Raw genomic sequence first — 24,117 nt, 5'->3', positions numbered from 1 at the left:
CCCGATCGAATTCGTTGATCAGAACTTGTAGCTCATGCCGAAACGGACCTGATTGTTGGACAGATCCGTCTTGTAGGCCTGACCGCCGAGCGCGAAGGTCTCGCTGCCGAAGCCCTGGTGCTGGTATTCAAGGCGGGCCGTGACGTTCTGGGTAACGGCACCCTCGACACCGGCACCCGCGGCCCAGCCGACCTTGGTCGTGCTATCCTTGACGCCATTCGCCGCAACATCGATGTCGGCGATGGCAAGGCCAGCGGTACCGAACACGAGGAAGCGATCAAACGCCCAGCCTGCACGGGCACGCACGGTGCCGTTCCAGTCGCTCGACGTCTTGTAGTTGACGCCCGCAACCGTGCGGGTCTTGTCGATGGCCGACAGATTGAAGTCGGCCTCGGCGCCCAGCAGGAACTCCGGCGTCATCATGTAGTTGTAGCCGGCATGCACACCGCCGGTGAAGCCGTTGTCGACGTTCTTGAAACGGCCGGTCGTCGTGGCGCTCGTCTCGAAGTCGGAACGATTGCCGCCGATCTGCCCACCGAAGTAGAAGCCGGTCCAGTCGAAACGCGCGGCCGGCACCGGGTCGTCGTAGGTGTAGGACTGGGGCTCGGCCGGCTGCGGAAGGTCGGCCGCGTGTGCCGTCGCGGCCGCGGCGAATGAGACGACGGCTGTCATGCCTGCAGCTGCTAGACGTTTCATGCGGATACTCCAATTACAAAGGTGGTTCGTGCGAACGGCCAGAAGCCGCGTGCCCCCCGAGCCTCCTATATGGGATCCGAATGTGGCAGCGCCCGTCATGAATTGAGGAGATCTGCGGGCAAAGATTGATTTTTTCGTGACAGGGTAAGCAAATGGTTACCATACCGGCACCGGGCGGATCCGCCCTTGGCGGCGGTTCCCTCCCGCACGCAACCCGCCATGACGGGTTTTCATCGGCCCGCGAATACATATATAGGGTCGGAGCGCGTCGGAAGGCGTGCTCAAAGACGGTGGAGCGGGATGACGGAAGACGGTGAAGGGCGCGAGAATGTCGCGCGCCTCGAGCTTGCTGTTCCGCGTGTCACGCGCTGCTCGCCAGTTTCCGCAAGCCATCCTTACGCCCGGGTCCTCAGAGTTCATGATCATCGACTATGTCAGCCTCATTGGCGGCCTCGTCGTCCTTATTGTTGCGGGCGACGTTCTTGTGCGGGGTGCGGTTGGCATAGCCGAAAAGCTCGGCATTCCGGCCCTCGTGATCGGCCTGACGATCGTTGCCTTCGGAACCAGCGCTCCTGAAATGGTAATCTCGCTCGATGCGGCGCTGAGCGGCCAGCCGGGCATAGCCATCGGCAATGTTGTTGGATCCAATATCGCCAATGTCCTTGCCGTGCTCGGGCTTCCCGCGATCTTCGCCGCCACGCGCTGCTGCGAGGACGGCGCGGTGCGCAACTCGATCTTCATGGTGGTCGTCAGCGCGGTCTTCGTCGCCATGTGCTTTCACACGCCGATATCGCGCGTCGACGGGGCTATCCTGTTGCTGCTGCTTGCCGTGTTCCTATGGGAATCCGTACGCGCGACCCGCAAGCATCGTGCCGCCAGCGGCCACGGGCAGCCTGTCGCCGAGGCCTGCGGGCCGGCTCCTGCGGATGACGCCTGCGCAAGCGGCGAGCCTCCCTTCGAGGAGGTTGAGGGCGTTCCGGAGAGCTCGGCTCTTGCAATCGTCTTCATCGTGGTCGGCCTTGTCGGCCTGCCTCTTGGCGCGCATTTCACCATCGAAGGCGCATCGGCGCTCGCCCGAAACTGGGGTGTCTCCGAAGCGGTCATCGGCCTTACGGTGGTCGCGCTTGGAACCTCTCTTCCCGAACTGATGACATCGCTGATGGCAGCCCTACGCGGCCATGCTGCCGTCGCGCTTGGAAACGTCATCGGCTCCAACGTCTTCAACCTCGTCGCCATCATGGGCATCACCGCCATGGTCGTGCCGGTCGACATTCCCGCCGAGGTTCTGAAGCTCGACGTCTGGGTGATGCTGGCAGCAGCCGTGCTCGTGCTTGCGCTCGCCTATTTTCGCGCCACGATACGCTGGCCCGCAGGCGTCGTTTTGTGCACACTCTATGGGTTGTATATCCTGGCCGTGTTCCAGTTGGGCAAGGTGGTCTGAGCAGGCGCAAGCGCCAGCACCGATCCGCCGCCGGGAACTCCGCGTAGGAACTCCCGACGCAGCGGGCAGCCGGACGGACGACTGCCCGCCCCCAGCCATTGAGGACCCCAGATGCGCAGCCTTGCGACTGCCGAACCGACAACCGGCTCGAACGCCCGCGACCAGGCCAGCAGCGAGACGCGGCAGCCCGTGGCGCTCGTCACGGGCGCTGCACGGCGCATCGGCCGCGCCATCGCCGCAGACCTCGCCGCCAACGGCTTCGCCCTCGCGATTCACGCCAACACCTCGCAAGACGAGGCTGCGGCCTTCGCCGCGGAGATCCGCGATGCCGGCGGGCGGGCCGAGACCGTCTCAGGTGATCTCACCGATCCCGACGTCGCACCCGATCTTGTCGACCGAGCCAACCGGGCACTCGGCCCGGTGCGCCTGCTGATCAACAGCGCCTCGATCTTCGAACCGGACGAGATCGGCACGCTGACGGGCGATCTCTACGAGCGCCACATGGCGATCCACACCCGCGCGCCGATCTTCATGACCCAGCAGATGGCCCGAGCCCTGCCGCCGGGAGAGAGCGGCCTCGTCGTCAACATCATCGACCAGCGGGTGTGGAAGCTGACGCCGCAGTTCTTCTCCTACACGCTCTCCAAGGCCGCCCTGTGGAGCGCGACTCAAACCATGGCGCAGGGCCTTGCCCCGCACATCCGCGTCAACGCCATCGGACCGGGGCCGACGCTCGCCAACACGCGCCAGAAGCCAGAAGATTTCGCCATGCAGGTGGCGGCCGTGCCGCTGCAGCGCAAGGCGGAGCTGGAGGAGTTCGGCCGCACGATCCGCTTCCTGTGGGAAACCCCCTCGATCACCGGGCAGATGATCGCGCTCGATGGCGGACAGCACCTTGCCTGGGAGACGCCTGACGTCGTAGGCATGATGGAATGAACCACGAACAAACGGACGGCGACGGCGAACGCGACGACAAGCGGGCCCCGCCGGAAACACCTGACACTGCAACTCCGACAGCCGAGCCGTCGGACACGCAAGACATGTCCGCCCCCGTGTTCGAGAGCGCCGGTGCGCCGCTCGCGCCCGACTCGCGCGGCGTCGACGTGATCTCTCATTTCGTCCGCCGCCTGCCGCTCGCCCCCGGCGTCTACCGCATGCTCGATGGCGATGGCGAGGTTCTCTACGTGGGCAAGGCGCGCTCGCTGAAGAAGCGGGTAACCAGCTACACGCGGCTGCAGGGCCAATCCAACCGCATCATGCGGATGATCCTTGCCACCGCCTCGATGGAATTCGTCACGACACGCACGGAAACCGAAGCGCTGTTGCTCGAGGCGAACCTGATCAAGCGGCTGCGCCCGCGATTCAACGTGCTGCTGCGCGACGACAAGTCCTTCCCCTATATCCTCGTCACCGGCGATCACGATGCGCCCGCGCTCGTCAAGCACCGCGGCGCCCGCCGGCGCAAGGGCAGCTATTTCGGCCCCTTCGCCTCTGCCGGTGCGGTCAACGGCACGATCAACGCGCTTCAGAAGGCGTTCCTCGTCCGAAATTGCAGCGACAGCTACTACGCCAATCGCAGCCGGCCCTGCCTTCTGCACCAGATCAAGCGCTGCGCCGCGCCGTGCACGGGCGAGATCTCGCTGGAGGACTACGCCGGCCTCGTCGCCGAGGCGAAGGCCTTCCTGTCCGGACGCAGCCAGATCATCAAGAAGGAACTGGCGACCCAGATGGAGCAGGCTTCGGAGACGCTCGACTTCGAGCGTGCCGCCGTCTACCGCGACCGGCTCGCCGCCCTCTCCCACGTCCAGTCGCACCAGGGCATCAATCCGCAGACCGTGGAAGAAGCCGATGTCTTCGCCGTCCATCAGGAAGGCGGGCAGACCTGCGTCCAGGTGTTCTTCTTCCGCACAGGGCAGAACTGGGGCAACCACGCGCAGTTCCCGCGCGCCGACCGCTCGCTCACGGAAGCGGAGGTGCTGGAGAGCTTTCTCGCCCAGTTCTACGACGACAAGCCCGTTCCCCGCCTCGTGCTTCTGTCGCATGACATCGAGGAGCGCGACCTGCTCGCCGCGGCCCTCACGGAACGCTCCGGGCACAAGGTCGAGGTCTCGGTGCCGCGACGGGGCGAAAAGAAGGAACTCATCGAACACGCCGTCAGGAACGCCCGCGAGGCGCTCGGGCGCCGGCTTGCCGAGACCAGCAGCCAGGCGCGTCTTCTCAAGGGTGTCGCCAAGGTGTTCGGCCTCGACGCCGCGCCGCACCGGATCGAAGTCTACGACAACTCGCACATCATGGGCACCAACGCCGTCGGCGGCATGATCGTCGCCGGGCTCGAGGGGTTCGCTAAGGGCCAGTACCGCAAGTTCAACATCAAGTCCCAGGACCTTGTCCCGGGCGATGACTACGGCATGATGCGCGAGGTTCTGACGCGCCGCTTCTCCCGCCTCCTCAAGGAACACGCCGACGAACGCCCCTCCGTGCGCAAGGCGCGCGCCGAGGCGGATCTGCGTGCCGAGGGGGCACCGATCGCCGCGGAGACCGAAGCCGAGGGCGCGGAGAATTCCGAGCCCGTCGTCATGCCGGCCTGGCCGGATCTCGTCTTCATCGACGGCGGTCTTGGCCAGCTCAACGCGGTTCGCGAAACGCTTGAGGAAATGGGCATCGACGACGTGCCGCTGGTCGGCATCGCCAAGGGGCCTGAACGCGACGCGGGCCGCGAGAAGTTCTTCATTCCGGGGCAGGACAGCTTCATGCTGCCCGAACGCGATCCGGTGCTCTATTTCGTCCAGCGCCTGCGCGACGAGGCGCACCGCTTCGCCATCGGCACCCACCGGGCGCGGCGCAAGAAGGACATCTCCAAGAGCCCGCTCGACGAAATCGCCGGCGTCGGCCCGGCGCGCAAGCGCGCGCTCCTTCGCCACTTCGGCACGGCAAAGGCCGTTTCCAAGGCGGGCATTTCCGACCTGATGGCCGTCGAAGGCGTGTCGGAATCCGTCGCCCGCACGGTCTATGACCACTTCCACGAATAGGCGCCTGCCGCGCAGCGCAGCGAACCTGTGAAAATCCCGACCGGCCCCTACCAGTGGAATCCGGCGGAAATAGCCAAAACAGTGGATCAGGCACGGAGGCGGACCTGTTCAAGATCGGCACGAACCTCATGGCCGTGGTCGAGGCCCAATTCCTGACCAGGCACAGGTCTGGCAAATTGCGACCATCGCCGACACTGCGCGAGGTGAAGACGATCTGCCGGTGCGGCCGCAAGGCGACGATGGTGTCCCGGATCGACGGGGGCGAACAGGTGGTGATCGTCGGCGAGGACCGCTATGTTTCCCTGCGCCGTCGTCACTGGCGTGAGCGCGATCTCGGCCATGACAGAGCCGGGGCCAGGCGAGCGGAGCCGGAAGCCGCAGTCTGACATAGCGCCATCGGGACAGCAGCAGCGACGAGCGATCGGATCAACGACGGGAAGGAACGGACAGCATGGTGTTCGGCAAGATCTTTGGCGGGCTCTTCGGCGGCGGAACGGAAAAGAGCGGAGGCGGTACGCGTTTCGACGCGACCGACTACAAGGGCTTTGCGATCACCCCCGCCCCAACGAACCGCGACGGGCAGTGGCAGGTCGCCGGCGTAATCGCCAAGGCGGGAGCCGATGGCGAGATGCGCGAACAGCCTTTCATTCGCGCCGACCTGATGCCGACGGCCGAGCAGGCCGCCGAATTCGCGTTGCGCAAGGCTCGCCAGATCATCGACGAACAGGGCGACCGCCTGTTCTCCTGAGCGACAGGACCTGTCAGATCACACCCGGCGGGCATCGAGCCGGCGCTTCTGGCGGCCGGCCTCATCGAAATTCGCCGGATCGAGCCAGCTTTCGAAGGCGTCTCGAATCGCAGGCCATTCGCCGTCGAGGATCGAGAACCAGGCGGTGTCCCGGTTCCGCCCCTTGTAGATCATCGCCTGGCGGAAGGTTCCCTCGTAGGTGAAACCCAGGCGCGCCGCGGCGCGGCGCGAGGGGGCGTTCAGCGCATCGCATTTCCACTCGTAGCGCCGGTATCCCAGTTCGTCGAAGACGCGACGCATCATCAGGTACATCGCTTCCGTCGCCAGTGCGGTGCCCTGCATTGCCGGCGAGAAGTGGATATGCCCGACTTCGACGACGCCATTCGCCGGGTCGATGCGCAGATAGCTGGCGACGCCAACCGCCCTGCCCGTTTCCCTGTCGATGATCGCATGAAACAGCGGATCATCGCCGGTGTAGGTGGCTTCGGCGAAACGCGCGAACTCTTCCGACGTCGCGAACGGTCCATAGCCAAGATAGGTCCAGTTGCGCGCCTCCGCATCCAAGGCATAGGCGGCAAAGAGATCCTGCCCGTGGCGGGCGCCGTCGTAGCTCTCCAGACGGCAGAGCCTGCCCTGCATCGGCGTGCGCGGCGGTGCCGGCCGAGCCGTCCAGCCGGCCAGTTCCGCGCCGACCGGCTGGCCCAGATCGTTCGTCCTCTCGCTCATCTCGCAGTCCTCTCGCATAATTGAACCGTTGCCCGGCGCACCGCCTCGCGATCTTTGCCAGTGCATCCTTCCCTCCGCCAGTGCCACTTGCCCGGTAAAATGCCTGTCGGCTGGCTCCCTGGTTACCACCTGACGGACGCTGCCAGATTGACGGCGGCCTGCCTACATGGTTGAAGGTTCGCAACCATCCGTGCCGCTCGGCAAACCGCGAGACCGTCAGAGACATGTCGCGATCCCACGTCTGGAGCCTCCCCAACATCCTGACCTACGGGCGCATCCTTGCCGTGCCCGCCGTCATGATGTGCCTGCTTCCCGATTTTCCGGGCCATGGCGCCCGTTGGACCGCGCTCGCGATCTTCATCGTCGCCGCGATCACGGACTTCTTCGACGGCTATCTTGCCCGTGCCTGGCAGCAGCAATCACGCCTCGGACGGATGCTCGACCCGATCGCCGACAAGCTTCTGGTCGCCGTATGCCTGCTGCTGCTTGCCGCCAAGGGCGATATCGGTGGCTGGTCGATGATAGCCGCCGCCATTATCCTGTGTCGGGAGATCCTCGTCTCGGGCCTGCGTGAATATCTGGCGGAACTGCGCGTCAGCGTGCCCGTGACGAAACTGGCCAAGTGGAAGACGACGGTGCAGCTCATCGCCATGGCGCTACTGCTCGCCGGGCCCGCAGGCGAGGCGGTTCTTCCGGGAACGCAGATCGCCGGGCTGACCGCCCTTTGGATTGCCGCGGTTCTGACGCTATATACGGGGTACGACTATTTCCGCGCGGGCATCGGCCACCTGATGGGCGACTGAGAACCGCGCGACGGAAACGGGGGACAGGATGCAGCTTCGCTATTTCGCCTGGGTGCGAGAGCGCGTCGGTCTCGAGACGGAAACGATCGAGGCTCCGGCCGATGTCGGGACGGTCGGCGAGCTGATCGATTGGCTCGCCGAGCGCAACGAAGCCCATGCGCATGCCTTTGAGGAACGCGACGCAATCCGCGTCGCCCTCGATCACGAGCACGCCGAACACGATGCATCAATTGCCGGCGTGCGCGAAATCGCGTTCTTCCCGCCGATGACCGGCGGCTGAGCAAAGCGCCATGGACGCCCCCGCCGCCATTCCTATCACCGTGCGCATCCAGGCCGAGGACTTCGATGCCGCACACGAGGTCGCGGCGCTGTCCGCTGCCAGCGCGAACATCGGTGCTGTTGTCACCTTCAGTGGCCTTTGCCGAGACGAGGATGGGCGTCTGGAGGCTCTCGAGCTCGAGCACTATCCGGGCATGGCGGAAGCCGAGATCATGCGCATCGCCGAGGAGGCCTCCCGGCGCTGGCCGCTCGCCGGTCTCACCGCGATCCACCGCCACGGACGAATTCCGCCCGGTGGAAACATCGTTCTGGTCGTTGCAGCCTCGCGCCATCGCCGCGCGGCGTTCGAAGCGGCCGAATTCCTGATGGACTATCTCAAGACCCGCGCCCCGTTCTGGAAGAAGGAACATCTCAGGGACGGAAGCGCCGGTGCCTGGGTGGATGCGCGCGAGGCCGACAGCGCCGACGCGGAACGCTGGCGTCGCCTCTGACACGGCCCTCCCCGGACCGTCAAAAAACAGTGGCTTGACCCCGGCACGGTTTGGACCGAAGGTTCCGGACCTGCCTGGTTGGTCTGCAGTATCTGCAACCCGGCGCGCCTCCACGCGCCGCATCCACCGGGTCGCCCCGTTTCAGCATTGCTGCCGCACCAGAGCGCCAGCCTTCCTTCTTCCTGCACGCCAAGGTGTGCCCACGCCCCTCGAACCCGTTTCGCGGAGCGCGACATTCGTTCGGAAAAGACATGCCACCCTCCTCTGCCCCCGCCACCACCGCCGCACCGCTTGCCGGTGCCATGCTAGGTCCCACCACCGGCGGGCAAACTCCTCGCCACGGCCTTTCCTTCCGCGAGTTCGTGGCGCTTGCGGCCGCGCTAATGGCGCTGAACGCTCTCGCAACCGACATCATGCTGCCCGCGCTCGGCGAGATAGCCCGCGACTTTCTGGTCGGCGATCCGAACGAGCGCCAGAAGGTGGTGATCGTCTATCTGCTTGGCTTTGGCGCCGCACAGCTCATCTGCGGACCGCTTTCTGATCGCTTCGGGCGTCGATCCGTGTTGCTGTGCGGGATCGCGCTGTATGCCGCCGCAGCGCTGCTCGCGATCTTCGCCACCACCTACGAGCAGTTCCTGTTCTGCCGCTTGCTCCAGGGAGTCGGCTGCGCTGCCCCGCGTGTCGTCGCCGTCTCCATGGTGCGAGACTGCTACTCCGGAGCCAAAATGGGACGCATCATGTCGCTGGTCATGATGGTGTTCATGACGGTGCCCATTCTCGCTCCCTCGGCCGGACAGGCGGTTCTGCTGTTCGGGCCATGGCGAGCAATCTTCCTGCTTCTCGCCTTCGGCGGCTTCGCCCTGCTGGCATGGAGCGGATTGCGTCTCGGCGAGACACTGCCGGGCGAGGAACGGCATCCGTTCTCGTTGCGCGGCATGTTTGCGGCCTTCGCGCATGTTCTGACCAACCGTACGTCGCTGGGATATACGCTCGCCTTCACCTGCATCATCGGCGCACTCTTCGCTTTCATCGCTTCCGCCCAGCAGATCTTTGCCGAAGCCTTCGGCCTTGGCGAGTTGTTCCCCCTCGTCTTTGCCATGACCGGTCTGGCGCTCGCCGTGTCTTCCTTCTTCAGCGCCTCGGTGGTGGAGCGGATCGGGCTGAAGCCGCTGTCGCACATGGCTCTGACCTTCTATGCCGTCGTCTGCGTGTTGCAGGTCATCGTCGCAATGGCCTTCGGGCCGAACCTCTTCACGTTCACCGGCCTGTTACTGCTCGGCATTTTCGCCTTTGGCATGATCGGTCCGAACTTCAACGCGATCGCCATGGAGCCGCAGGGCCACGTCGCCGGAACGGCTTCCGCCCTGATCGGTTTCATCACGACTTGCGGCGGTGCCGCGCTCGGCTTCCTGGTATCGAGCCAGTATGACGGAACGGTCGTGCCGCTGACAGTCGGCTTCGCCGTCTTCGCGGTGGCAGCCTTGATCATCGTTGCGATCACCGAGCGCGGACAGATGTTCAAGGCCTGAGCGGCGGCCTCTGGATCCGAACAAGGACATACAAAAAAGGCGGCCCTTTCGGACCGCCTTTTTTCTTCCGCGCGCTGTTTGGGTCAGACCGCGGCGGCGAGCTTTGCTTCCGCCTTCGGCTGAACCTCCGCCTGATAGTCTTCCATCAGGGCGGTCGTGATCGCGTCGACAGCAAAATTATACGATCCGATCTCCGAGACCGGCGTCACCTCGGCGGCGGTTCCGGTGAGGAAGCAGGCCTCGAAGCCTTCCATTTCCTCCGGCAGGATCACCCGCTCGATCACCTCGATGCCACGACGCTTGGCAAGGTCGATGACCGTACGGCGCGTGATGCCGTCGAGGAAACAGTCCGGCTTCGGCGTGTGCAGCTGGCCGTCCTTCACGAAGAAGACATTCGCACCGGTCGCCTCGGCGACATTTCCGCGCCAGTCGAGCATCAGGGCGTCGGCATACCCCTTCCGCTCCGCCTCGTGCTTGGAGATGGTGCAGATCATGTAGAGGCCGGCGGCCTTCGAGCGGCTGGGGGCCGTTGCCGGGTCCGGGCGACGGTAGGGCGCCATGTCGAGGCGGATGCCCTTGAGGCGCGCTGCCGGATCGAAGTAGCTCGGCCACTCCCAGGCGGCAATGGCAAGGTGGATCGTGTTGTGCTGCGCCGACACGCCCATCATCTCGCTGCCGCGCCAGGCGATCGGACGCACATAGGCATCGACCAGATTGCCGCGGCGCAGCAGTTCGCGTGTCGCATCGTTGATGGTCTGCGCCGAATAGGGAATCTCGAAGCCGAGAATGCGGGCCGACTCATGCAGGCGGTCGGTGTGCTCGCCAAGCTTGAACACCTCGCCGCCATAGGCGCGCTCGCCCTCGAACACGCCGCTGGCATAGTGCAGGCCGTGGCTCAGCACATGCAGCTTGGCATCGGCCCAGGGCACGAATGCACCATCGTACCAGATGTATCCGTCGCGTTGATCAAAAGGGATCTGCGCCATCTCGTCTAAACTCCCGATCTGCAGCGGGCTTCATCCCGCTTGCGATTGCCTGCGCGGCGCCTTCGCACGCCACGTCCCGAATGTCCTTCCCGTCCGACCGGGCCATGGCCCGGCAACTCCCTTTTGCGCGCTTCGTCAACTCTTTGTATGGTGTCGAAACCGCAAGGCAGGACCACCTGAAACAAGGCCGTCACGACCGGGAATGAGACGCTCTGCAAAGCCGAAGGACAACATCCACCATGCTTGACGGACGATGACGTACGATCGTTTCGCAGAAGACCTCCAACGTGTAACAATCGGTCGGATATAAGTCAATATGACTGACGTAAATTTCTCAAACCCCGGAATCCCGCCGTCGAAGGCCGCCTCCGGGACCGATCCGACGGGACCGGACTGCGCCGTGGACCTGATCGAGTTGCTGTTCTTCGCCTATCGCGATTTCACTTCCGATCCCGACGCAGTCCTCGCGGAATTCGGCTTCGGGCGGGCGCATCACAGGGTCCTGCATTTCGTCAATCGCAACCCCGGCCTGCGCGTTTCAGATCTCCTCGGCATCCTGCGCATCACCAAGCAGAGCCTAGCCCGCGTGCTCAAGCAACTCGTCGAGGAGGACTTCATCCTCCAGGAGCCGGGCCCGCACGACCGGCGCGAACGTCTTCTTTTCGCCACCGAACGCGGTCACGCTCTGGCGGAGCGGCTGACGGATCTTCAGGCGCGCCGCATCCACCGAGCTCTCGACGACATGGCGCCCGAGGCCCGAGGCATCGCACGCCAGTTCCTTTTTCACATGATCGACACCGACCAGCGCGCCGACGTGGCCCGACTGATCGAGAGAAGCTGAGGAGCCCGCGTTGAGCCCCGATACACTCGATGCCCGCGCCCAAGGCGACCGAAAAGGCAGCGCGCCGGATGACGATGCCGCGCACCTGCTGCTCGTTGACGACGACACGCGGATCAGGACGCTGCTGCGCCGCTTCCTGAGCGAGCACGGGTTCCGCATAACCACCGCCGCAACCGCCGCCGAGGCCCGCCGCCGGCTTGAGGGACTTTCCTTCGATCTGCTCGTCGTCGACGTGATGATGCCCGGTGAAAGCGGTCTCGAACTGGCTGCCGCCCTGCGCGCGCGCAGCGATGTGCCAATCCTGATGCTGACCGCGCGCTCTGATTCATCCGACAGGATCGCCGGTCTCGAGGCCGGCGCCGACGATTATCTCGTCAAGCCCTTCGAACCGCGCGAACTGCTGCTGCGCATCCGCGCCATCCTGCGCCGGCGCACCGACACCGACACGCCGCCGCCCGCCGATATCCGCTTCGGCCCCTTCATCTTCGACGCCGCCCGCCGCGAGCTCAAGCGTGGCGACGAAGCCGTGCGCCTGACCGACCGGGAAAAGGAGATTCTCTCGATCTTCGCCGACAAGCCGAACGACACCGTGCCCCGCGCGGAGATCGTCGGCAGCGACAGCGGCCTGGGCGAACGCACCGTCGACGTGCAGATCAACCGCCTCCGCCGCAAGATCGAGGCCGATCCCGGCAATCCGCTCTTCCTGCAGACGGTGCGCGGCATCGGCTATCGTCTCGTATGCGACTGACCCGCTTCGCCGGGGAACGGCTGCGCGCCCTTCGCCGCAAGGTTCCTGCGTTTCCCGCACCCGCAAGGCGCCTCGCGCTCAGTCTCGTGCTGCCCTATCGCTGGCTCGCGCACACGCTCTATCGGCACATGCCGAAAGGGCTGTTTCCGCGCACGCTTCTGATCCTGGTGGTTCCGCTCGTGATCATGCAGGCGGTGCTCGCCTTCGTCTTCATGGAACGCCACTACAATCTCGTCACCCAGCGCCTGTCGGATTCCGTCGTGCGCGACATCGCCATGCTGGCGGAACTGATAGAGCGCCATCCCGACGAACAGGACATCGAGCAGCTGGTCGAACTGGCTCGCCTGCAACTCAACCTGGCGGTCACCGTTCTGCCGCCCGAGCCGCTGCCGCCGCCTCGGCCCAAGCCCTTCTTCGACATCGTCGACCGCTATCTTTCCCAGCAGATCAGCCAGCGTATCGGACGGCCGTTCTGGATCGACACCGTCGGTCGGTCGAGCTTCATCGAGATCCGCATCCTGCTCGAGGACCACACCCTGCGGGTGATCGCCCGACGCAGCCAGACCTACGCTTCCAACTCTCATTTCTTCATCGTCTGGATGGTGTCGACATCGCTTGTCCTGATGATCATCGCGCTGCTGTTCCTGCGCAATCAGACAAGACCGGTGGAACGCCTTGCCAATGCTGCCGAAAGCTTCGGCAAGGGACGCCCGATGGAGAATTTTCGCCCGAGCGGCGCCCGCGAGGTGCGCCGCGCCGCGCAGGCTTTCATCGAGATGCGCCGCCGCATCGAGCGCCAGATCGAACAGCGCACGGCAATGCTCGCTGGCGTCAGCCACGATCTGAGGACAATCCTCACGCGCTTCCGCCTGCAACTGGCGCTGTTTCCGCAGAGCGAGGAAGTGAACGCGCTCCAGCATGACGTGGACGAGATGAAATCCATGCTGGAAGACTATCTCGCCTTCGCCCGCGGCGAAGGCGACGAGCAGGCCCAGCCGACCGACATGGCGCTCGTCTTCGAGGAGTTGGAGGCGGAAGCCGAGATCCTGGAGGCCAATGTCTCCTCAAGCTTCACCGGACCGCCGACGGTCACGGTCAAGGCGCTCGCCTTCAAGCGCGCGCTCACCAACCTGGTCACCAATGCCGCACGCTATGGCGACAACGTTCATATCGAGGGTCGCAATTCCGACGGCTGGCTGACCATCGTCATCGAGGATGACGGCCCCGGCATACCGGAGGAAGAGCGCGAGAGCGTGTTCCGGCCGTTCTACCAGCTCGACCAGGCGCGAAACCGCGACGCGGGAGGCAGCGGCCTGGGACTGGCGATCGCCCGCGATGTCGTGCGCGCCCATGGCGGTGATATCGTTCTGGGCGAGAGCGCGACGCTGGGAGGGCTGTCCGCGCGGGTTCGGATCCCTATCTGAAAGATGCTGGGCGTGACGCCGACAGGCCGCGCGGAAAACGCCTCAAAAGAGGCGCCCACCCACCGGCACGTCCTTGTCGGGACACAGCAGCACCACCTCGCCATTCTCGTCCGGAACGCCAAGGGTCAGGACCTCGGACATGAGCGGGCCGATCTGGCGAGGGGGGAAGTTGACCACTGCCATCACCCGCCGGCCGACGAGTTCCTCGGGCGTATAGTGCACCGTGATCTGGGCCGAGGATTTCTTAACGCCGATGATCGGGCCGAAGTCGATCATCATGCGGAACGCCGGCTTGCGCGCTTCGGGAAAGGGCGCTGCCTCGACAATCCGACCGACGCGAACATCCACTTTCATGAAGTCGTCAAAGGAAATCGTCGGGGCGACCTCGCTTGCGTCATGCGTTGCCATGCTGCGCTCCTGCCTTGTCTATCTGTCTGCCTGTCCGTCGTCCGGCCCGCCCCGGTGGGGACGCACTCCAGAACGACAGTCTTCCAGCATGTCTGCCTTGTGTTTTCGGGATTGCCAACCGCCGGACGGCGGAAGCGAAGGAGCATCAAGACTAGACCAACGGCATGTAGCCTGCCTGCCACACCGGTGGAAAATCAATGGTGACACCTGCCTTGGTCAGGCCGGCGCGGAACCGGGTTCATCCGACGACGGGGGCGCTGATGCGGAGGTTTTAGCCTCGCCGCTTGCGCCCCTGCGAGGCGCGCCGGCTGCCCTGAACAGCGGTTTCAGGAAGGATCCAAGCCTGTCGGCGCGACCGATCCAGGTCTCGCCCTCGTCGAGTTGCCTGTCCAGCGCGGCCATGGTCTTGGCAAGGCCCGGATCCTCATCGTCGAGCCACACATCCACGACCCGTGCAAAGCCAAGCACCAGACCTTGCGCAATCATGCGCGCGCGAAACCCGCTTGCAGGAATTCCGGCTGCCGTGAGCATCCAGCGCTGGGAGCGGGCGCTTTCGCCGTTGACAGCAAGGGCGAGCTGCGGATCGCGTCGTACATCCCGGCTGAGAGCCCGCAGCGCAGGCTTGCTCGGCTCCAGCGCATCGAGGCGCGCCATCAGCACGTCGAAAAGGCGGTCGCGGGCGGGCTCGTCCTTCATCGACGGATCGATGCCGTCGAGAACGGTTTGGTCGACCTGGGAGAGGAACGCCTTGTAGCAGTGGATCTTGTCCGGAAATTCCGCACGCAGCGCCGACAATTTCACGCCGGCGCGCTCGGCGAGCTCGGCCATCTCGAAGCCGCCCCAACCACGCTCGCCAACAAGCTCGAGAAAGGTCTCGACGATCTTCCGTCTGGTCTTCTGGCTGGCCATCTCGTGCTCCTGTCTGCTGTCGGCGGCACCCGCCTGGCAAACCTACATGTAGGAACGATATGCGAGGATGGCGACCCCACCGCAAGGCGCAGCGGAGCCTGGAGCAAACACGCGGCGAAGGGAGACGGGCCGCACGGGCCCGCTTTCAGCCGGCGAGTTCTTCCGAGCGACGCTTCGCAGCGGCAACCGCCGCGTCCATCACCGGCTGAATGCCGTCCGGCGCCATCAGGACCTCAAGCGCGGCCGCCGTGGTTCCGTTGGGCGAGGTGACATTGCGCCTCAGTTGCTCTGCCGGCAGGTCCGAGCGGAAAAGAAGCTCGCCCGCTCCGCACACCGTCTGGCGCGCGAGCGTCATCGCGAGATCCTCCGAAAGCCCGGCCTTGACACCGGCGGCAGCCAAGGCCTCGACAAGGTAGAACACATAGGCCGGCCCGGATCCGCTGACCGCGGTCACCGCGTTGATATCGGCCTCCGCGTTCACCCATGCGGTCTTGCCGATTGCCTGCATCAAGGTGTCGACGGTTTCGCGATCATCAGCATCGGCATGCGCATTGGCGAAACCCACGCTCATCCCGCGCCCGACCTGCGATGGCGTGTTCGGCATGACGCGCACGACACGCGGCGCACCGGACGCGGCTCCCGCGAAGGCCCCCTCGAATACGGCGGCAGGCGTTCCCGCGGCAACCGAAATGACGAGCGTGTTCGCATCGACGGCACCGGCAAGCGCGCCCAGCGCTCCCGCCATGATCTGCGGCTTCAGCGCCAGTATCATCACACCGGCGATCTGCCCGTCGGAAAGGCCCGGGGCATGAGAAAAACCGCTCTTTGCGGCCATCGCCTTCAGCTCGTCGGAAGGATTGGGATCGACCACCAGGATCGCGGCGGGATCGACACCCGACTCAAGCCATCCGGCGAGCATCGCGCCACCCATCTTGCCTGCACCGACCAGAACAAGGGGACGCGCCTTCGAAAAACTCATGCTTCACCCGCAGTTTCGAAAAGAGCCGTATCGATCGCCTCGGAGGCGGACTTGCCCGCCCAGACGACGAACTGGAAGGCCTGATAGTAGCGCTCGCAGGATTCAAGCGCATTCGCCAGAAGCCCCTCGATCTGGCGCGATGTCGCCTCGGCTCCGCCGGCAAGCAGCAGCGACTGCCGGAAAATGACCACGCCCTCGCGGTTCCAGAGGTCGAAATGCCCCATCCAGAGCTGCTCGTTGACAAGCGCGAGCAGGCGTACGACTTCCGTGCGCCGCGGCTCCGCGACCTTGAGATCGAAGGCGCAGGCAAGATGCAACGCCTCCAGATCCTCCATCCAGGAGAAGGAAATGTGATAGTCGCACCAGCTTCCCGAGACGGAGATCGTGATCTCTTCGTCGCAGGAACGCTCGAAAACCCAGTCGTTGATCGCCGCGACATGCTCGATCGTGTCGACTGGATTGGCGGGCCGTTCGAATTCGATGTCGATGAGGCTCATGAAGGTTCCTCTCGGCTTGCGGTAACCCGCGCCGTCGCACCAGGCGCGCATCCGCCGTGTCGGTCCGCAGGGTGCTGGCCTGCCGTTCGCGAAACTTAGATGACCGCCGCGATGATCTTCTCCGGAAACGGACGCGGCGCCCGCGAATCTTCGCTTGTTCTCAGTATACAGGCAGTTTTCCGCCCAATGATATGTTCACTCTAAATTTACGCTTTTCGAACTGTGGACCGCCAGTCGCGAAACCACAGGAAATCTCGAGCCCGAAACCGCCGGAAGCCCGAGACTTCCCCGAAAATTCAGCCGACTTCTCAAGGGCTTGGAAGAGACGAAAACAACGCCCCCTCAACACCTCTCGCACTGCGGCGGGCGGCGCGATTTTCCGTGGATCGTCTCGGCCCTTACCCGGCCCGCCAGGTCACTCCCCGGCCGGAGCCTCCTTGCCCGCGGCCTTTTCCAGCTCCGCCACGCGCGCTTCCAGCGCCTCGACCGCATCGAGCGCGCGCGCGGCCATGTCGCGCACCACGTCGAACTCCTCGCGCTTCACCAGATCCATGTCGCCGAGAAAGCGCTCGGCCTGGGCGCGGAACATCGTTTCCACCTCGCGCCGTGCTCCCTGCGCGACACCCGCCGCGTCCGTCATAAGCTTGGCGAGATCGTCGAGTACGCGATTGGGACCCTGTGTCATCCTGGAAGCCCTTCCATCGAAGATTTACCGCGCCCCTTTCAACCCGGAGCGCCTCTCTTACCTAATGCGGTTTGCGACGCGGTAAAACACCCGCGCCATGCGAAATTGTCGCGGCCCACGGGAAAGCGCCCGCCCGCCCGCTTGACGGGGCCCTGCGTTCGGCGGCAACGTCGCGCCGCGCCAGCTCACCCCCCGGAGACGACATGCCGACACTGGTCCTGCCCTTTCCCGCGATCGACCCGATTCTGATCGAATTCGGCCCCTTCGCGATTCGCTGGTACGCCCTCGCCTATATTGCCGGCCTGATGCTTGGCTGGCACTACATGCGCCGGCTTGTCGCCAGCGAGCGCCTTTGGGCCGGCATGGCCCGCCCGAGCCTGCTCGATATCGACGATTTCGTCGTCTATGCCACGCTCGGCACGATCCTCGGCGGACGGCTCGGTTATGTGCTGTTCTACGCGCCGGGGTACTACCTCAGCCACCCGCTGGAGATCCTCGAGGTCTGGACCGGAGGCATGTCCTTCCATGGCGGCTTCCTCGGCGTCGTAGCGGCGATGGTGATCTTCGCCTGGCGGCGCAAGCTTTCGCTCTGGACCCTGTTCGACCTGGCCGCCACGGTCGCCCCGATCGGTCTGCTCTTCGGCCGACTGGCCAATTTCATCAATGGCGAGCTCTGGGGTCGGCCAACCGACGTGCCCTGGGCGATGGTGTTCCCGGGCGCGGGACCGGAGCCGCGTCATCCCAGCCAACTCTACGAGGCGGGGCTGGAGGGGCTGGCGCTGCTTGTCATCACCGCACTTGTCGCGCGTGCCGGCGGCTACCGCCGGCCAGGGCTCGTCGCGGGTGTCTTCGCGGTCGGCTACGGCCTCGCCAGGTCGTTTTCGGAGCTCTACCGCGTTCCCGATGCACAACTCGGCTATTTCGGCCCCGGCCTCACCATGGGAATGCTGCTGTCACTGCCGATGGTCATGGCCGGAGCCTTCGCCATCTGGCGCGCCCTGCGCAAGGAGCGCAAAGGCGGCGGGGAGACGGCCTGAATGAACAACGCAGCAAGCCCGGCGAACGCGCCCCTGCTCGACCGCATCCGCTCGCTCATCGAGCAGAACGGCCCGATGCCGGTTGCAGACTACATGTCGCTCTGCGTCGCCGACCCGCATCATGGCTACTACATGCAGGCCGAACCCTTCGGAGCGAGAGGCGATTTCATCACCGCGCCCGAGGTCAGCCAGGTCTTCGGCGAGCTGATCGGCGCCTGGCTCGTCACGGCCTGGATGCGCTCGGGCGCGCCCGAACGTTTTCATCTTGTCGAGCTCGGCCCCGGGCGCGGAACGCTGATGGGGGACATCCTGCGCGTCGCAGCCCTGCGTCCGGCGTTTCTCTCGGGCCTGACGCTGCACTTCGTCGAGACCAGCAAGCGCCTGCGCGCGGTCCAGAAAGAAACGCTGGAGACCCGTGCTCCCAAGCTGCTGCGCGCGCCCGTCTGGCACGATCGCATCGATGCGCTGCCCGACGACGCTCCCCTTTTCGTCGTCGCCAATGAATTCTTCGACGCTCTCCCGATACGCCAATACGCGTGTGTCGGCGGACAATGGCGCGAGCGCTGCGTGGCGCTCGACGACGACGGCAGGCTTTGTTTCGCCCTCGGCCCTGGGCTTCTTTCCAAGTCCGATCTGCCGGCGCTGCCGGCCGCCCCCCGGGACGGAGCCATCCTTGAGACCCAGCCGCTGGCGAACGCCCTTGCCCAGACGCTCGGGCAGCGGCTGTCCGCACAGGGCGGGACGGCGCTCGTCATAGACTACGGCTACGGACAAAGTGCGCTCGGAGACACGCTCCAGGCCATGAGGAACCATGCCTATGTGCCGGTGCTCGACGATCCGGGGCGCGCCGACCTCACCGCCCATGTGAACTTCGAGGCGCTGGCGCGCGCCTTTCGCGCTGGTGGAACGCACGCCCATCCGCTGATGCAGCAGGGCGCGTTCCTGCTTGCCATGGGTCTTCTGGAACGGGCGGGCCAGTTGGGTGCGGGCAAATCCGGCGAGGAGCAGGAGAGAATCAGGGGAGAGGTGCAGCGTCTCGCGGGGCCCGAGGAGATGGGCAGTCTCTTCAAGGTCCTGGCGCTTGGCGCCGAGGACGTCGTCCTGCCACCGTTCGACCGGCAGGACTGACCGGCCCCGGCCTTCGCCATATTGCCGACGCGATCGCAGACTTGGTTTGACAGCCGTCCCGTCACCTCCCACCATCGCCGGGCCTTCACGGAGCCATATCGCCGCATGCTGACATCTCCCGACCTCGCCGTCCTCGACGGAATTGCCCACGGCTTCTTCACCCGGACAGGCGGTGTCTCCCGCGGCATCTACACCTCTCTCAACGTCGGTCACGGTTCGCGAGACGACCCGGCCGCCGTCGCCGAGAACAGGACGCGGATCAAGAGCCTGCTCGGCCTGCCGAGCGGAGCGCTGGTCTCTCCACACCAACATCATTCAACGACCGCCATCGTCGTCAGCGCCCCCTGGACCGCAGAGAACCAGCCCAGGGGCGACGCACTGGTGACGGATCGACCGGGCATCGCGCTCGGCATCTCCACCGCAGACTGCGGGCCGGTGCTCTTCGCCGATCCGCATGCCCGCGTCATCGGTGCAACGCACTCCGGCTGGCGCGGCTCCGTGACCGGCGTGCTGGAGGCGACTCTCGCCGCCATGGAGACCCTCGGCGCCAGGCGCGACCGCATCATCGCCGTGCTCGGCCCCACCATCTCGCAAACCAACTACGAGGTCGGAGCCGAATTCGTCGAACGCTTCACCCTCGTCGACCCGGACAACGAGCGCTTCTTCATTCCCGGTGCGGGAGAGGACAAGGCACTGTTCGATCTGCCGGGCTATATCGGCTTCCGGCTCACCTCGGCCGGCGTGGCAAAGGCGGCAGATCTCGCGCGCTGCACCTATGGCGAGGAAGACTTGTTCTTCTCCTATCGCCGCGCGACCCACCGCGGCGAGCCCGACTACGGCCGGCTCATGTCGGCGATCGCGCTTGCAGACGCATGAGCCGTTCGCGCGCCTTCGTCACACGCCCCCTCGACCTGCCGGCAAAGGCGGGCTAAACGATGAAACGGAAACCGCGCCCGCGTTGTCGGGACGGCACATTTCGAGACGGACAGCAGACCGACAAGGCCATATGAGCGTGACCCGACCCAAACGCCCGACCGTTTTGCGCATGACTGTCCTTTCGACAGCGATGCTCGCCCTTGCCGCCTGCGCCGGCAATCAGGTGCCGCCGGCCTATGTCAGCCCGGGTTCGACCACAGCCTCCGCGCCCGCGGTGACCGACCCGCAAAAGGTCACGGTCGCTTTCGAGCCCTTCACCGGCGCCCCCGGAAACATTGCCGACGAACTGTCGCGCGCCATCGGCACCGAAGCGCGCAAGCAGGATCTGAAGCTGGTGCGGCGCGTTGGTGCACCGGCGACATTCCGGGTGAACGGCTATCTCTCGGCATCGGGCGACCAGTCGTCGACAACCATGTTCTATGTTCTCGATGTCGTCGACAACGGGGGCAACCGCGTCCATCGCATCGTCGGCCAGGAGACGGCGCCCGGATCCTCCGGCGACCCCTGGGCCGGCCCGAACAGCGACACGCTCTCGCGCGCCGCACGCCGTGCGGTCACCGAGCTTGCCGCCTGGATCCGCAGCTGACCCGGACGGGCGCCAAAAGCGCCCGTTCACCAAAATTGCCACGCATGACCCAAAGCCCGGTTGTGAAAAGGCGGTGCGGTTGTTAAAACGCCGCCGCCTGTTGGAGGAACGGCGGGTCCTTGCAGAAGTAGCACTGCCCCGTCTGTCGCGTCCTATCATGGCCAACGAGAACACCTGACAGACCACGTGTGACCCTGTCGCCCGACGCTGCGCCCCCCGCGGCTCGGACCCAATCAAAGGACTAGCGGGCCATGAAGATCGTCGCGGGCAATTCAAATCGCGCGCTTGCCGAAGAAGTTTCCACCTATTTGAGCGCCCCCCTGGCCAAGTGCCAGGTCCGACGCTTCGCCGATCAGGAAGTTTTCGTCGAGATCCAGGAAAACGTTCGCGGCGAGGATGTTTTCATCCTCCAGTCGACCAGCTTCCCGGCGAACGATCACCTGATGGAGCTGCTGATCATCATTGATGCCCTGCGCCGGTCCTCGGCCAAGCGGATCACGGCCGTGATGCCGTACTTCGGCTATGCCCGCCAGGATCGCCGCGCCACGGGCCGCACGCCGATCTCGGCCAAGCTGGTCGCCAACCTGATCGCCCACGCCGGCGCGCACCGCGTGCTGACGCTCGACCTGCACGCCGGGCAGATCCAGGGCTTCTTCGACATTCCGACCGACAACCTCTTCGCCGCCCCGGTGATGACCCGCGACATCAAGGAGCGCTACTCGACCGACAACGTTCTCGTCGTCTCTCCGGACGTCGGCGGCGTGGTTCGCGCCCGCGCGCTGGCCAAGCGCATCGATGCCCCGCTCGCCATCGTCGACAAGCGTCGCGACAAGCCTGGCGAGTCCGAGGTGATGAACATCATCGGCGATCCGGTAGGCCGCGACTGTATCCTCGTCGACGACATCGTCGATTCGGGCGGCACGCTGTGCAATGCCGCCGAGGCCCTGCTCGACAAGGGCGCGCGCTCTGTGACCGCCTACATCACCCACGGCGTCCTGTCCGGCGGCGCGGTAGCCCGCGTCACGTCCTCCAAGCTCAAGGAACTGGTCATCACCAATTCCATCGAGCCGACCGCCGCCGTGCTCGCCGCACCGAACATCCGCACGATCTCCATCGCCCCGCTGATGGGAGAGGCGATCTCGCGCACCGCGCTCGAGCAGTCGGTGTCGAGCCTCTTCAGCTAAGGCGCGACAAGCGTTTCTTACATCATGACGATCTGAAGAACGGCGGGGCTTTGCTCCGCCGTTTTGCGTGAGGCCCGCCAACATCGCGCCACGACGGACCTCCCTGCCCGCCCTATTCGACGGTCACGGTGATCACGGGCGATTCGACCGAGGGGTCGAACGGGACGTGGTTCATGTCGCCGAGCAGAAGCTGCAGTGTATGCGTGCCGGGCGTCAGCTCGACCATGGTCTCCGTCTGACCGCCGCCGAAGTGGCGATGCGTCTCGTCTGACGGGATGGCGCTGTTGTAATCCTCCAGCTTCTGATCGATGAGAAGATGGTGATGGCCGGTCTTCTCCTTCTCCACCCCCGCCGGCGCGACCCCCATTCCCTTCAGACCGAAAGTTACCTTGAACGGGCTCTTCACCGTGTCCCCATCCTTGGGAGAGATGAAATAAACCTCGGCGCCCTCGGGCGCCGGCGTACGGTGATCCTGTGCGAAGGCGGCCGCTTGCGGCAAGAGCGCCGAAAAGGCAAGCGCCGCAACGGCGACAGTGACTGGCTTCAGCATGGATATCTCCTCGGGTCTGCAAGGGTGACCTGCCGGTTGCCCTCGCCTGCATCGCCCCCTCATCGATACTAGGCCACGCAGACGCGGCGGCAAGGGGCGAAGCGGCGGCGCGGTCCGGCATGCGCGGCCTTGACCTTCCCTCTGGTGGAAGGTGCATGACAGGCGCATCGACACCGACAGGACGAACGCCATGACCCTCCGCGCCACGCTATCGCTGATCGCACTTCTGCCGCAGATCGCCCTCGCCCAGCCGGCGATGGCCGACGAGACGGCAATGACCGTGTTCAAGTCGCCCTGGTGCGGCTGCTGCGAGGCCTGGAGCGAAGCCATGCGCGCCGCCGGCTTTAGCGTTACCATCGAGGACCGCGAGGATCTCGCCCCGATCAAGTCGAAGGCCGGCGTTCCCGCGGACATGGAAGGCTGCCACACGGCGATGATCGGCGGCTATTTCGTCGAGGGCCATGTGCCCGTCGCCTCCGTCCGGCGCCTGCTGTCACAACGCCCGGACGTGGCCGGCATCGCCGTTCCCGGCATGCCGGCGGGCTCCACCGGCATGGGCGACGACCCGCAGGCCAGCTATGTCGTTATGGCTGTCGGGCGCAACGGCAACGCCTCGCTTTACGAGCGGATCGGCCCGCGCTAGTCGCGGGTCCTCAGCCGCGCCAGCGCAGAAGCCAACGCTCCGCCCGTCCGATGAGCCAGGAAACCACGAGCCCGAGCATCGACAGGATCGCGACGCCGGCAAGAAGCTGGTCGGTGGCGAACAGGCTTCCGGCCATCAGCACATAGGCGCCAACACCATATTCGGCGCCGATCATTTCCGCCGCGACAAGCAGGATGATGGCGATCGACGCCGAAATCCGGCAGCCGGACAGGATCGCCGGCATCGCGCCGGGCAGCACGATCTTGCGCACGATCGACCACCACGAAAGCCCGAACGACTGCCCCATGCGGATCAGCGTGCGGTCGACATTGTCGACGCCGCCATAGGTGGCGATCACCGTGGGAAAGAACGATCCGAAGAGAATGGTGGCGACCTTCGACCCCTCGCCTATGCCGAACCAGATGACGAACAGCGGCAGCAGGGCGATCTTCGGGATCGGGAACAGCGCCGAAACGAGCGGCAACAGCCCGGCCCGGGCGAGCGAGAACAGCCCGACCATGAGACCGACGGCGACGCCCAGCGCCGTTCCAAGCGTCCAGCCGATGGCCAGTCGCTGCAGCGACGCACCGAGGTGCAGCCAGATCTGGCCACTCTCCACCAGATAGCGGAACGCGGCGAAGGCTTCGCTTGGAGCCGGCAGCACCAGGTCGCTGATCACGCCGGTCTGCGAGCCGAGCTCCCACACAGCAATAAGCAGGAAGAACACGGCCAGCCCGACAAACCGGATCTTCACCGGGCGAAACCCGCCACCGCGGTAGGGAACCGGACGCAGGTCCGGGCCGGACCCGGCGACGCCTGTCCGTGCGTCCATGG

At 65.3% G+C, this 24,117-nt stretch carries 28 protein-coding genes; 18 read left to right on the top strand and 10 right to left on the bottom strand.

The genetic code is table 11. The annotated features are described in order from the left end of the window. Positions 1 to 18 precede the first annotated feature (18 nt). Positions 19 to 696, bottom strand: coding sequence for an outer membrane protein (locus ACSLUQ_RS01210; RefSeq protein ID WP_417771155.1), 678 nt, complete (start codon positions 694 to 696; stop codon positions 19 to 21). A 418-nt stretch (positions 697 to 1,114) separates the two neighbouring features. Between ACSLUQ_RS01210 and ACSLUQ_RS01205 the strand changes: the two genes are divergently transcribed. From ACSLUQ_RS01205 to ACSLUQ_RS01185, 5 genes are all read left to right on the top strand, one after another. Next, the gene (locus ACSLUQ_RS01205; protein WP_417771156.1) at positions 1,115 to 2,137 is read left to right on the top strand and encodes a calcium/sodium antiporter; all 1,023 of its coding nucleotides are present in this window, start codon (positions 1,115 to 1,117) and stop codon (positions 2,135 to 2,137) included. Between the two features lie 111 nt (positions 2,138 to 2,248). Then, positions 2,249 to 3,073, top strand: coding sequence for an SDR family oxidoreductase (locus ACSLUQ_RS01200; protein WP_461807480.1), 825 nt, complete (start codon positions 2,249 to 2,251; stop codon positions 3,071 to 3,073). 104 nt (positions 3,074 to 3,177) lie between these two features. Next, on the top strand, positions 3,178 to 5,166 hold the full coding sequence (uvrC, locus tag ACSLUQ_RS01195; protein WP_461807479.1) for an excinuclease ABC subunit UvrC: 1,989 nt from the start codon (positions 3,178 to 3,180) through the stop codon (positions 5,164 to 5,166). A gap of 53 nt (positions 5,167 to 5,219) precedes the next feature. Next, on the top strand, positions 5,220 to 5,552 hold the full coding sequence (locus tag ACSLUQ_RS01190) for a thymidine kinase (RefSeq protein WP_461807478.1): 333 nt from the start codon (positions 5,220 to 5,222) through the stop codon (positions 5,550 to 5,552). Between the two features lie 65 nt (positions 5,553 to 5,617). After that, the gene (locus ACSLUQ_RS01185) at positions 5,618 to 5,914 is read left to right on the top strand and encodes an HlyU family transcriptional regulator (RefSeq protein ID WP_461807477.1); all 297 of its coding nucleotides are present in this window, start codon (positions 5,618 to 5,620) and stop codon (positions 5,912 to 5,914) included. A gap of 18 nt (positions 5,915 to 5,932) precedes the next feature. Here the strand turns inward: ACSLUQ_RS01185 and ACSLUQ_RS01180 are convergent, their stop codons facing one another. Beyond that, the gene (locus tag ACSLUQ_RS01180) at positions 5,933 to 6,640 is read right to left on the bottom strand and encodes a GNAT family N-acetyltransferase (protein WP_461807476.1); all 708 of its coding nucleotides are present in this window, start codon (positions 6,638 to 6,640) and stop codon (positions 5,933 to 5,935) included. A 224-nt stretch (positions 6,641 to 6,864) separates the two neighbouring features. Between ACSLUQ_RS01180 and pgsA the strand changes: the two genes are divergently transcribed. The 4 genes from pgsA (at position 6,865) to ACSLUQ_RS01160 (ending at position 9,742) form a co-directional block, all read left to right on the top strand. Then, positions 6,865 to 7,443: a CDP-diacylglycerol--glycerol-3-phosphate 3-phosphatidyltransferase gene (pgsA, locus tag ACSLUQ_RS01175; RefSeq protein ID WP_417771160.1), complete on the top strand. Its 579-nt coding sequence runs from the start codon at positions 6,865 to 6,867 to the stop codon at positions 7,441 to 7,443. Between the two features lie 28 nt (positions 7,444 to 7,471). Then, entirely contained in the window at positions 7,472 to 7,723 is a 252-nt protein-coding gene (gene moaD, locus ACSLUQ_RS01170) for a molybdopterin converting factor subunit 1 (protein ID WP_461807475.1), read from the top strand. A 10-nt stretch (positions 7,724 to 7,733) separates the two neighbouring features. After that, a complete protein-coding gene (locus tag ACSLUQ_RS01165; RefSeq protein ID WP_417771162.1) occupies positions 7,734 to 8,213 on the top strand; it encodes a molybdenum cofactor biosynthesis protein MoaE in 480 nt (159 codons plus the stop codon). A gap of 251 nt (positions 8,214 to 8,464) precedes the next feature. Next, complete coding sequence (locus ACSLUQ_RS01160; protein WP_461807474.1) at positions 8,465 to 9,742, top strand: multidrug effflux MFS transporter; 1,278 nt, start codon at positions 8,465 to 8,467, stop codon at positions 9,740 to 9,742. A gap of 83 nt (positions 9,743 to 9,825) precedes the next feature. Here the strand turns inward: ACSLUQ_RS01160 and ACSLUQ_RS01155 are convergent, their stop codons facing one another. Continuing rightward, entirely contained in the window at positions 9,826 to 10,728 is a 903-nt protein-coding gene (locus ACSLUQ_RS01155) for a branched-chain amino acid aminotransferase (RefSeq protein ID WP_417771164.1), read from the bottom strand. A gap of 316 nt (positions 10,729 to 11,044) precedes the next feature. Here ACSLUQ_RS01155 and ACSLUQ_RS01150 point away from each other — a divergent pair, with 316 nt between their 5' ends. From ACSLUQ_RS01150 to ACSLUQ_RS01140, 3 genes are all read left to right on the top strand, one after another. Beyond that, complete coding sequence (locus ACSLUQ_RS01150; RefSeq protein WP_417771165.1) at positions 11,045 to 11,569, top strand: MarR family winged helix-turn-helix transcriptional regulator; 525 nt, start codon at positions 11,045 to 11,047, stop codon at positions 11,567 to 11,569. Between the two features lie 10 nt (positions 11,570 to 11,579). Beyond that, on the top strand, positions 11,580 to 12,317 hold the full coding sequence (locus ACSLUQ_RS01145; protein WP_417771166.1) for a response regulator: 738 nt from the start codon (positions 11,580 to 11,582) through the stop codon (positions 12,315 to 12,317). Positions 12,318 to 12,445: 128 nt separating this feature from the next. Then, positions 12,446 to 13,741, top strand: a complete 1,296-nt coding sequence (locus ACSLUQ_RS01140; protein WP_417771215.1) for an ATP-binding protein — start codon at positions 12,446 to 12,448, stop codon at positions 13,739 to 13,741. 42 nt (positions 13,742 to 13,783) lie between these two features. On the opposite strand, the gene ACSLUQ_RS01135 is transcribed toward ACSLUQ_RS01140, so the two are convergent. From ACSLUQ_RS01135 to ACSLUQ_RS01115, 5 genes are all read right to left on the bottom strand, one after another. Beyond that, a complete protein-coding gene (locus tag ACSLUQ_RS01135; RefSeq protein WP_417771167.1) occupies positions 13,784 to 14,149 on the bottom strand; it encodes a tRNA-binding protein in 366 nt (121 codons plus the stop codon). A 216-nt stretch (positions 14,150 to 14,365) separates the two neighbouring features. After that, positions 14,366 to 15,058: a TetR/AcrR family transcriptional regulator gene (locus tag ACSLUQ_RS01130; RefSeq protein WP_461807473.1), complete on the bottom strand. Its 693-nt coding sequence runs from the start codon at positions 15,056 to 15,058 to the stop codon at positions 14,366 to 14,368. Between the two features lie 145 nt (positions 15,059 to 15,203). Then, a complete protein-coding gene (proC, locus tag ACSLUQ_RS01125; RefSeq protein WP_461807472.1) occupies positions 15,204 to 16,037 on the bottom strand; it encodes a pyrroline-5-carboxylate reductase in 834 nt (277 codons plus the stop codon). Further along, positions 16,034 to 16,534 (bottom strand): type III secretion system chaperone family protein, encoded by a 501-nt coding sequence (locus ACSLUQ_RS01120; RefSeq protein ID WP_417771170.1) that lies wholly within the window; start codon positions 16,532 to 16,534, stop codon positions 16,034 to 16,036. The genes proC and ACSLUQ_RS01120 overlap by 4 nt, the downstream gene beginning before the upstream one ends. A 415-nt stretch (positions 16,535 to 16,949) precedes the next feature. Then, positions 16,950 to 17,219 carry an accessory factor UbiK family protein gene (locus tag ACSLUQ_RS01115; RefSeq protein ID WP_417771171.1) on the bottom strand — a complete coding sequence of 90 codons (270 nt, stop codon included), beginning with the start codon at positions 17,217 to 17,219 and terminating at the stop codon, positions 16,950 to 16,952. A 203-nt stretch (positions 17,220 to 17,422) separates the two neighbouring features. On the opposite strand from ACSLUQ_RS01115, the gene lgt reads away from it, so the two are divergent. From lgt to ACSLUQ_RS01090, 5 genes are all read left to right on the top strand, one after another. Continuing rightward, on the top strand, positions 17,423 to 18,256 hold the full coding sequence (gene lgt, locus ACSLUQ_RS01110) for a prolipoprotein diacylglyceryl transferase (RefSeq protein ID WP_461807471.1): 834 nt from the start codon (positions 17,423 to 17,425) through the stop codon (positions 18,254 to 18,256). Then, complete coding sequence (locus tag ACSLUQ_RS01105; RefSeq protein ID WP_461807470.1) at positions 18,257 to 19,384, top strand: class I SAM-dependent methyltransferase; 1,128 nt, start codon at positions 18,257 to 18,259, stop codon at positions 19,382 to 19,384. A 105-nt stretch (positions 19,385 to 19,489) separates the two neighbouring features. Then, positions 19,490 to 20,260 (top strand): peptidoglycan editing factor PgeF, encoded by a 771-nt coding sequence (gene pgeF, locus ACSLUQ_RS01100; protein WP_461807469.1) that lies wholly within the window; start codon positions 19,490 to 19,492, stop codon positions 20,258 to 20,260. A 169-nt stretch (positions 20,261 to 20,429) separates the two neighbouring features. Then, positions 20,430 to 20,906, top strand: coding sequence for a hypothetical protein (locus tag ACSLUQ_RS01095; RefSeq protein WP_461807468.1), 477 nt, complete (start codon positions 20,430 to 20,432; stop codon positions 20,904 to 20,906). 251 nt (positions 20,907 to 21,157) lie between these two features. Beyond that, positions 21,158 to 22,090 (top strand): ribose-phosphate pyrophosphokinase, encoded by a 933-nt coding sequence (locus tag ACSLUQ_RS01090; RefSeq protein WP_417771176.1) that lies wholly within the window; start codon positions 21,158 to 21,160, stop codon positions 22,088 to 22,090. Positions 22,091 to 22,202: 112 nt separating this feature from the next. Here ACSLUQ_RS01090 and ACSLUQ_RS01085 read toward each other — a convergent pair whose 3' ends face one another. Next, a complete protein-coding gene (locus tag ACSLUQ_RS01085; protein ID WP_417771177.1) occupies positions 22,203 to 22,640 on the bottom strand; it encodes a DUF4399 domain-containing protein in 438 nt (145 codons plus the stop codon). Between the two features lie 190 nt (positions 22,641 to 22,830). Here ACSLUQ_RS01085 and ACSLUQ_RS01080 point away from each other — a divergent pair, with 190 nt between their 5' ends. After that, entirely contained in the window at positions 22,831 to 23,283 is a 453-nt protein-coding gene (locus ACSLUQ_RS01080) for a DUF411 domain-containing protein (protein ID WP_461807467.1), read from the top strand. Positions 23,284 to 23,293: 10 nt separating this feature from the next. Here ACSLUQ_RS01080 and ACSLUQ_RS01075 read toward each other — a convergent pair whose 3' ends face one another. Further along, entirely contained in the window at positions 23,294 to 24,115 is an 822-nt protein-coding gene (locus ACSLUQ_RS01075) for an ABC transporter permease (protein WP_461808457.1), read from the bottom strand. Between the last annotated feature and the right edge of the window lie 2 nt (positions 24,116 to 24,117).

It is taken from the genome of Stappia sp. ICDLI1TA098, assembly GCF_054880955.1.
This window is presented reverse-complemented; position numbering and strand designations above follow the sequence as displayed.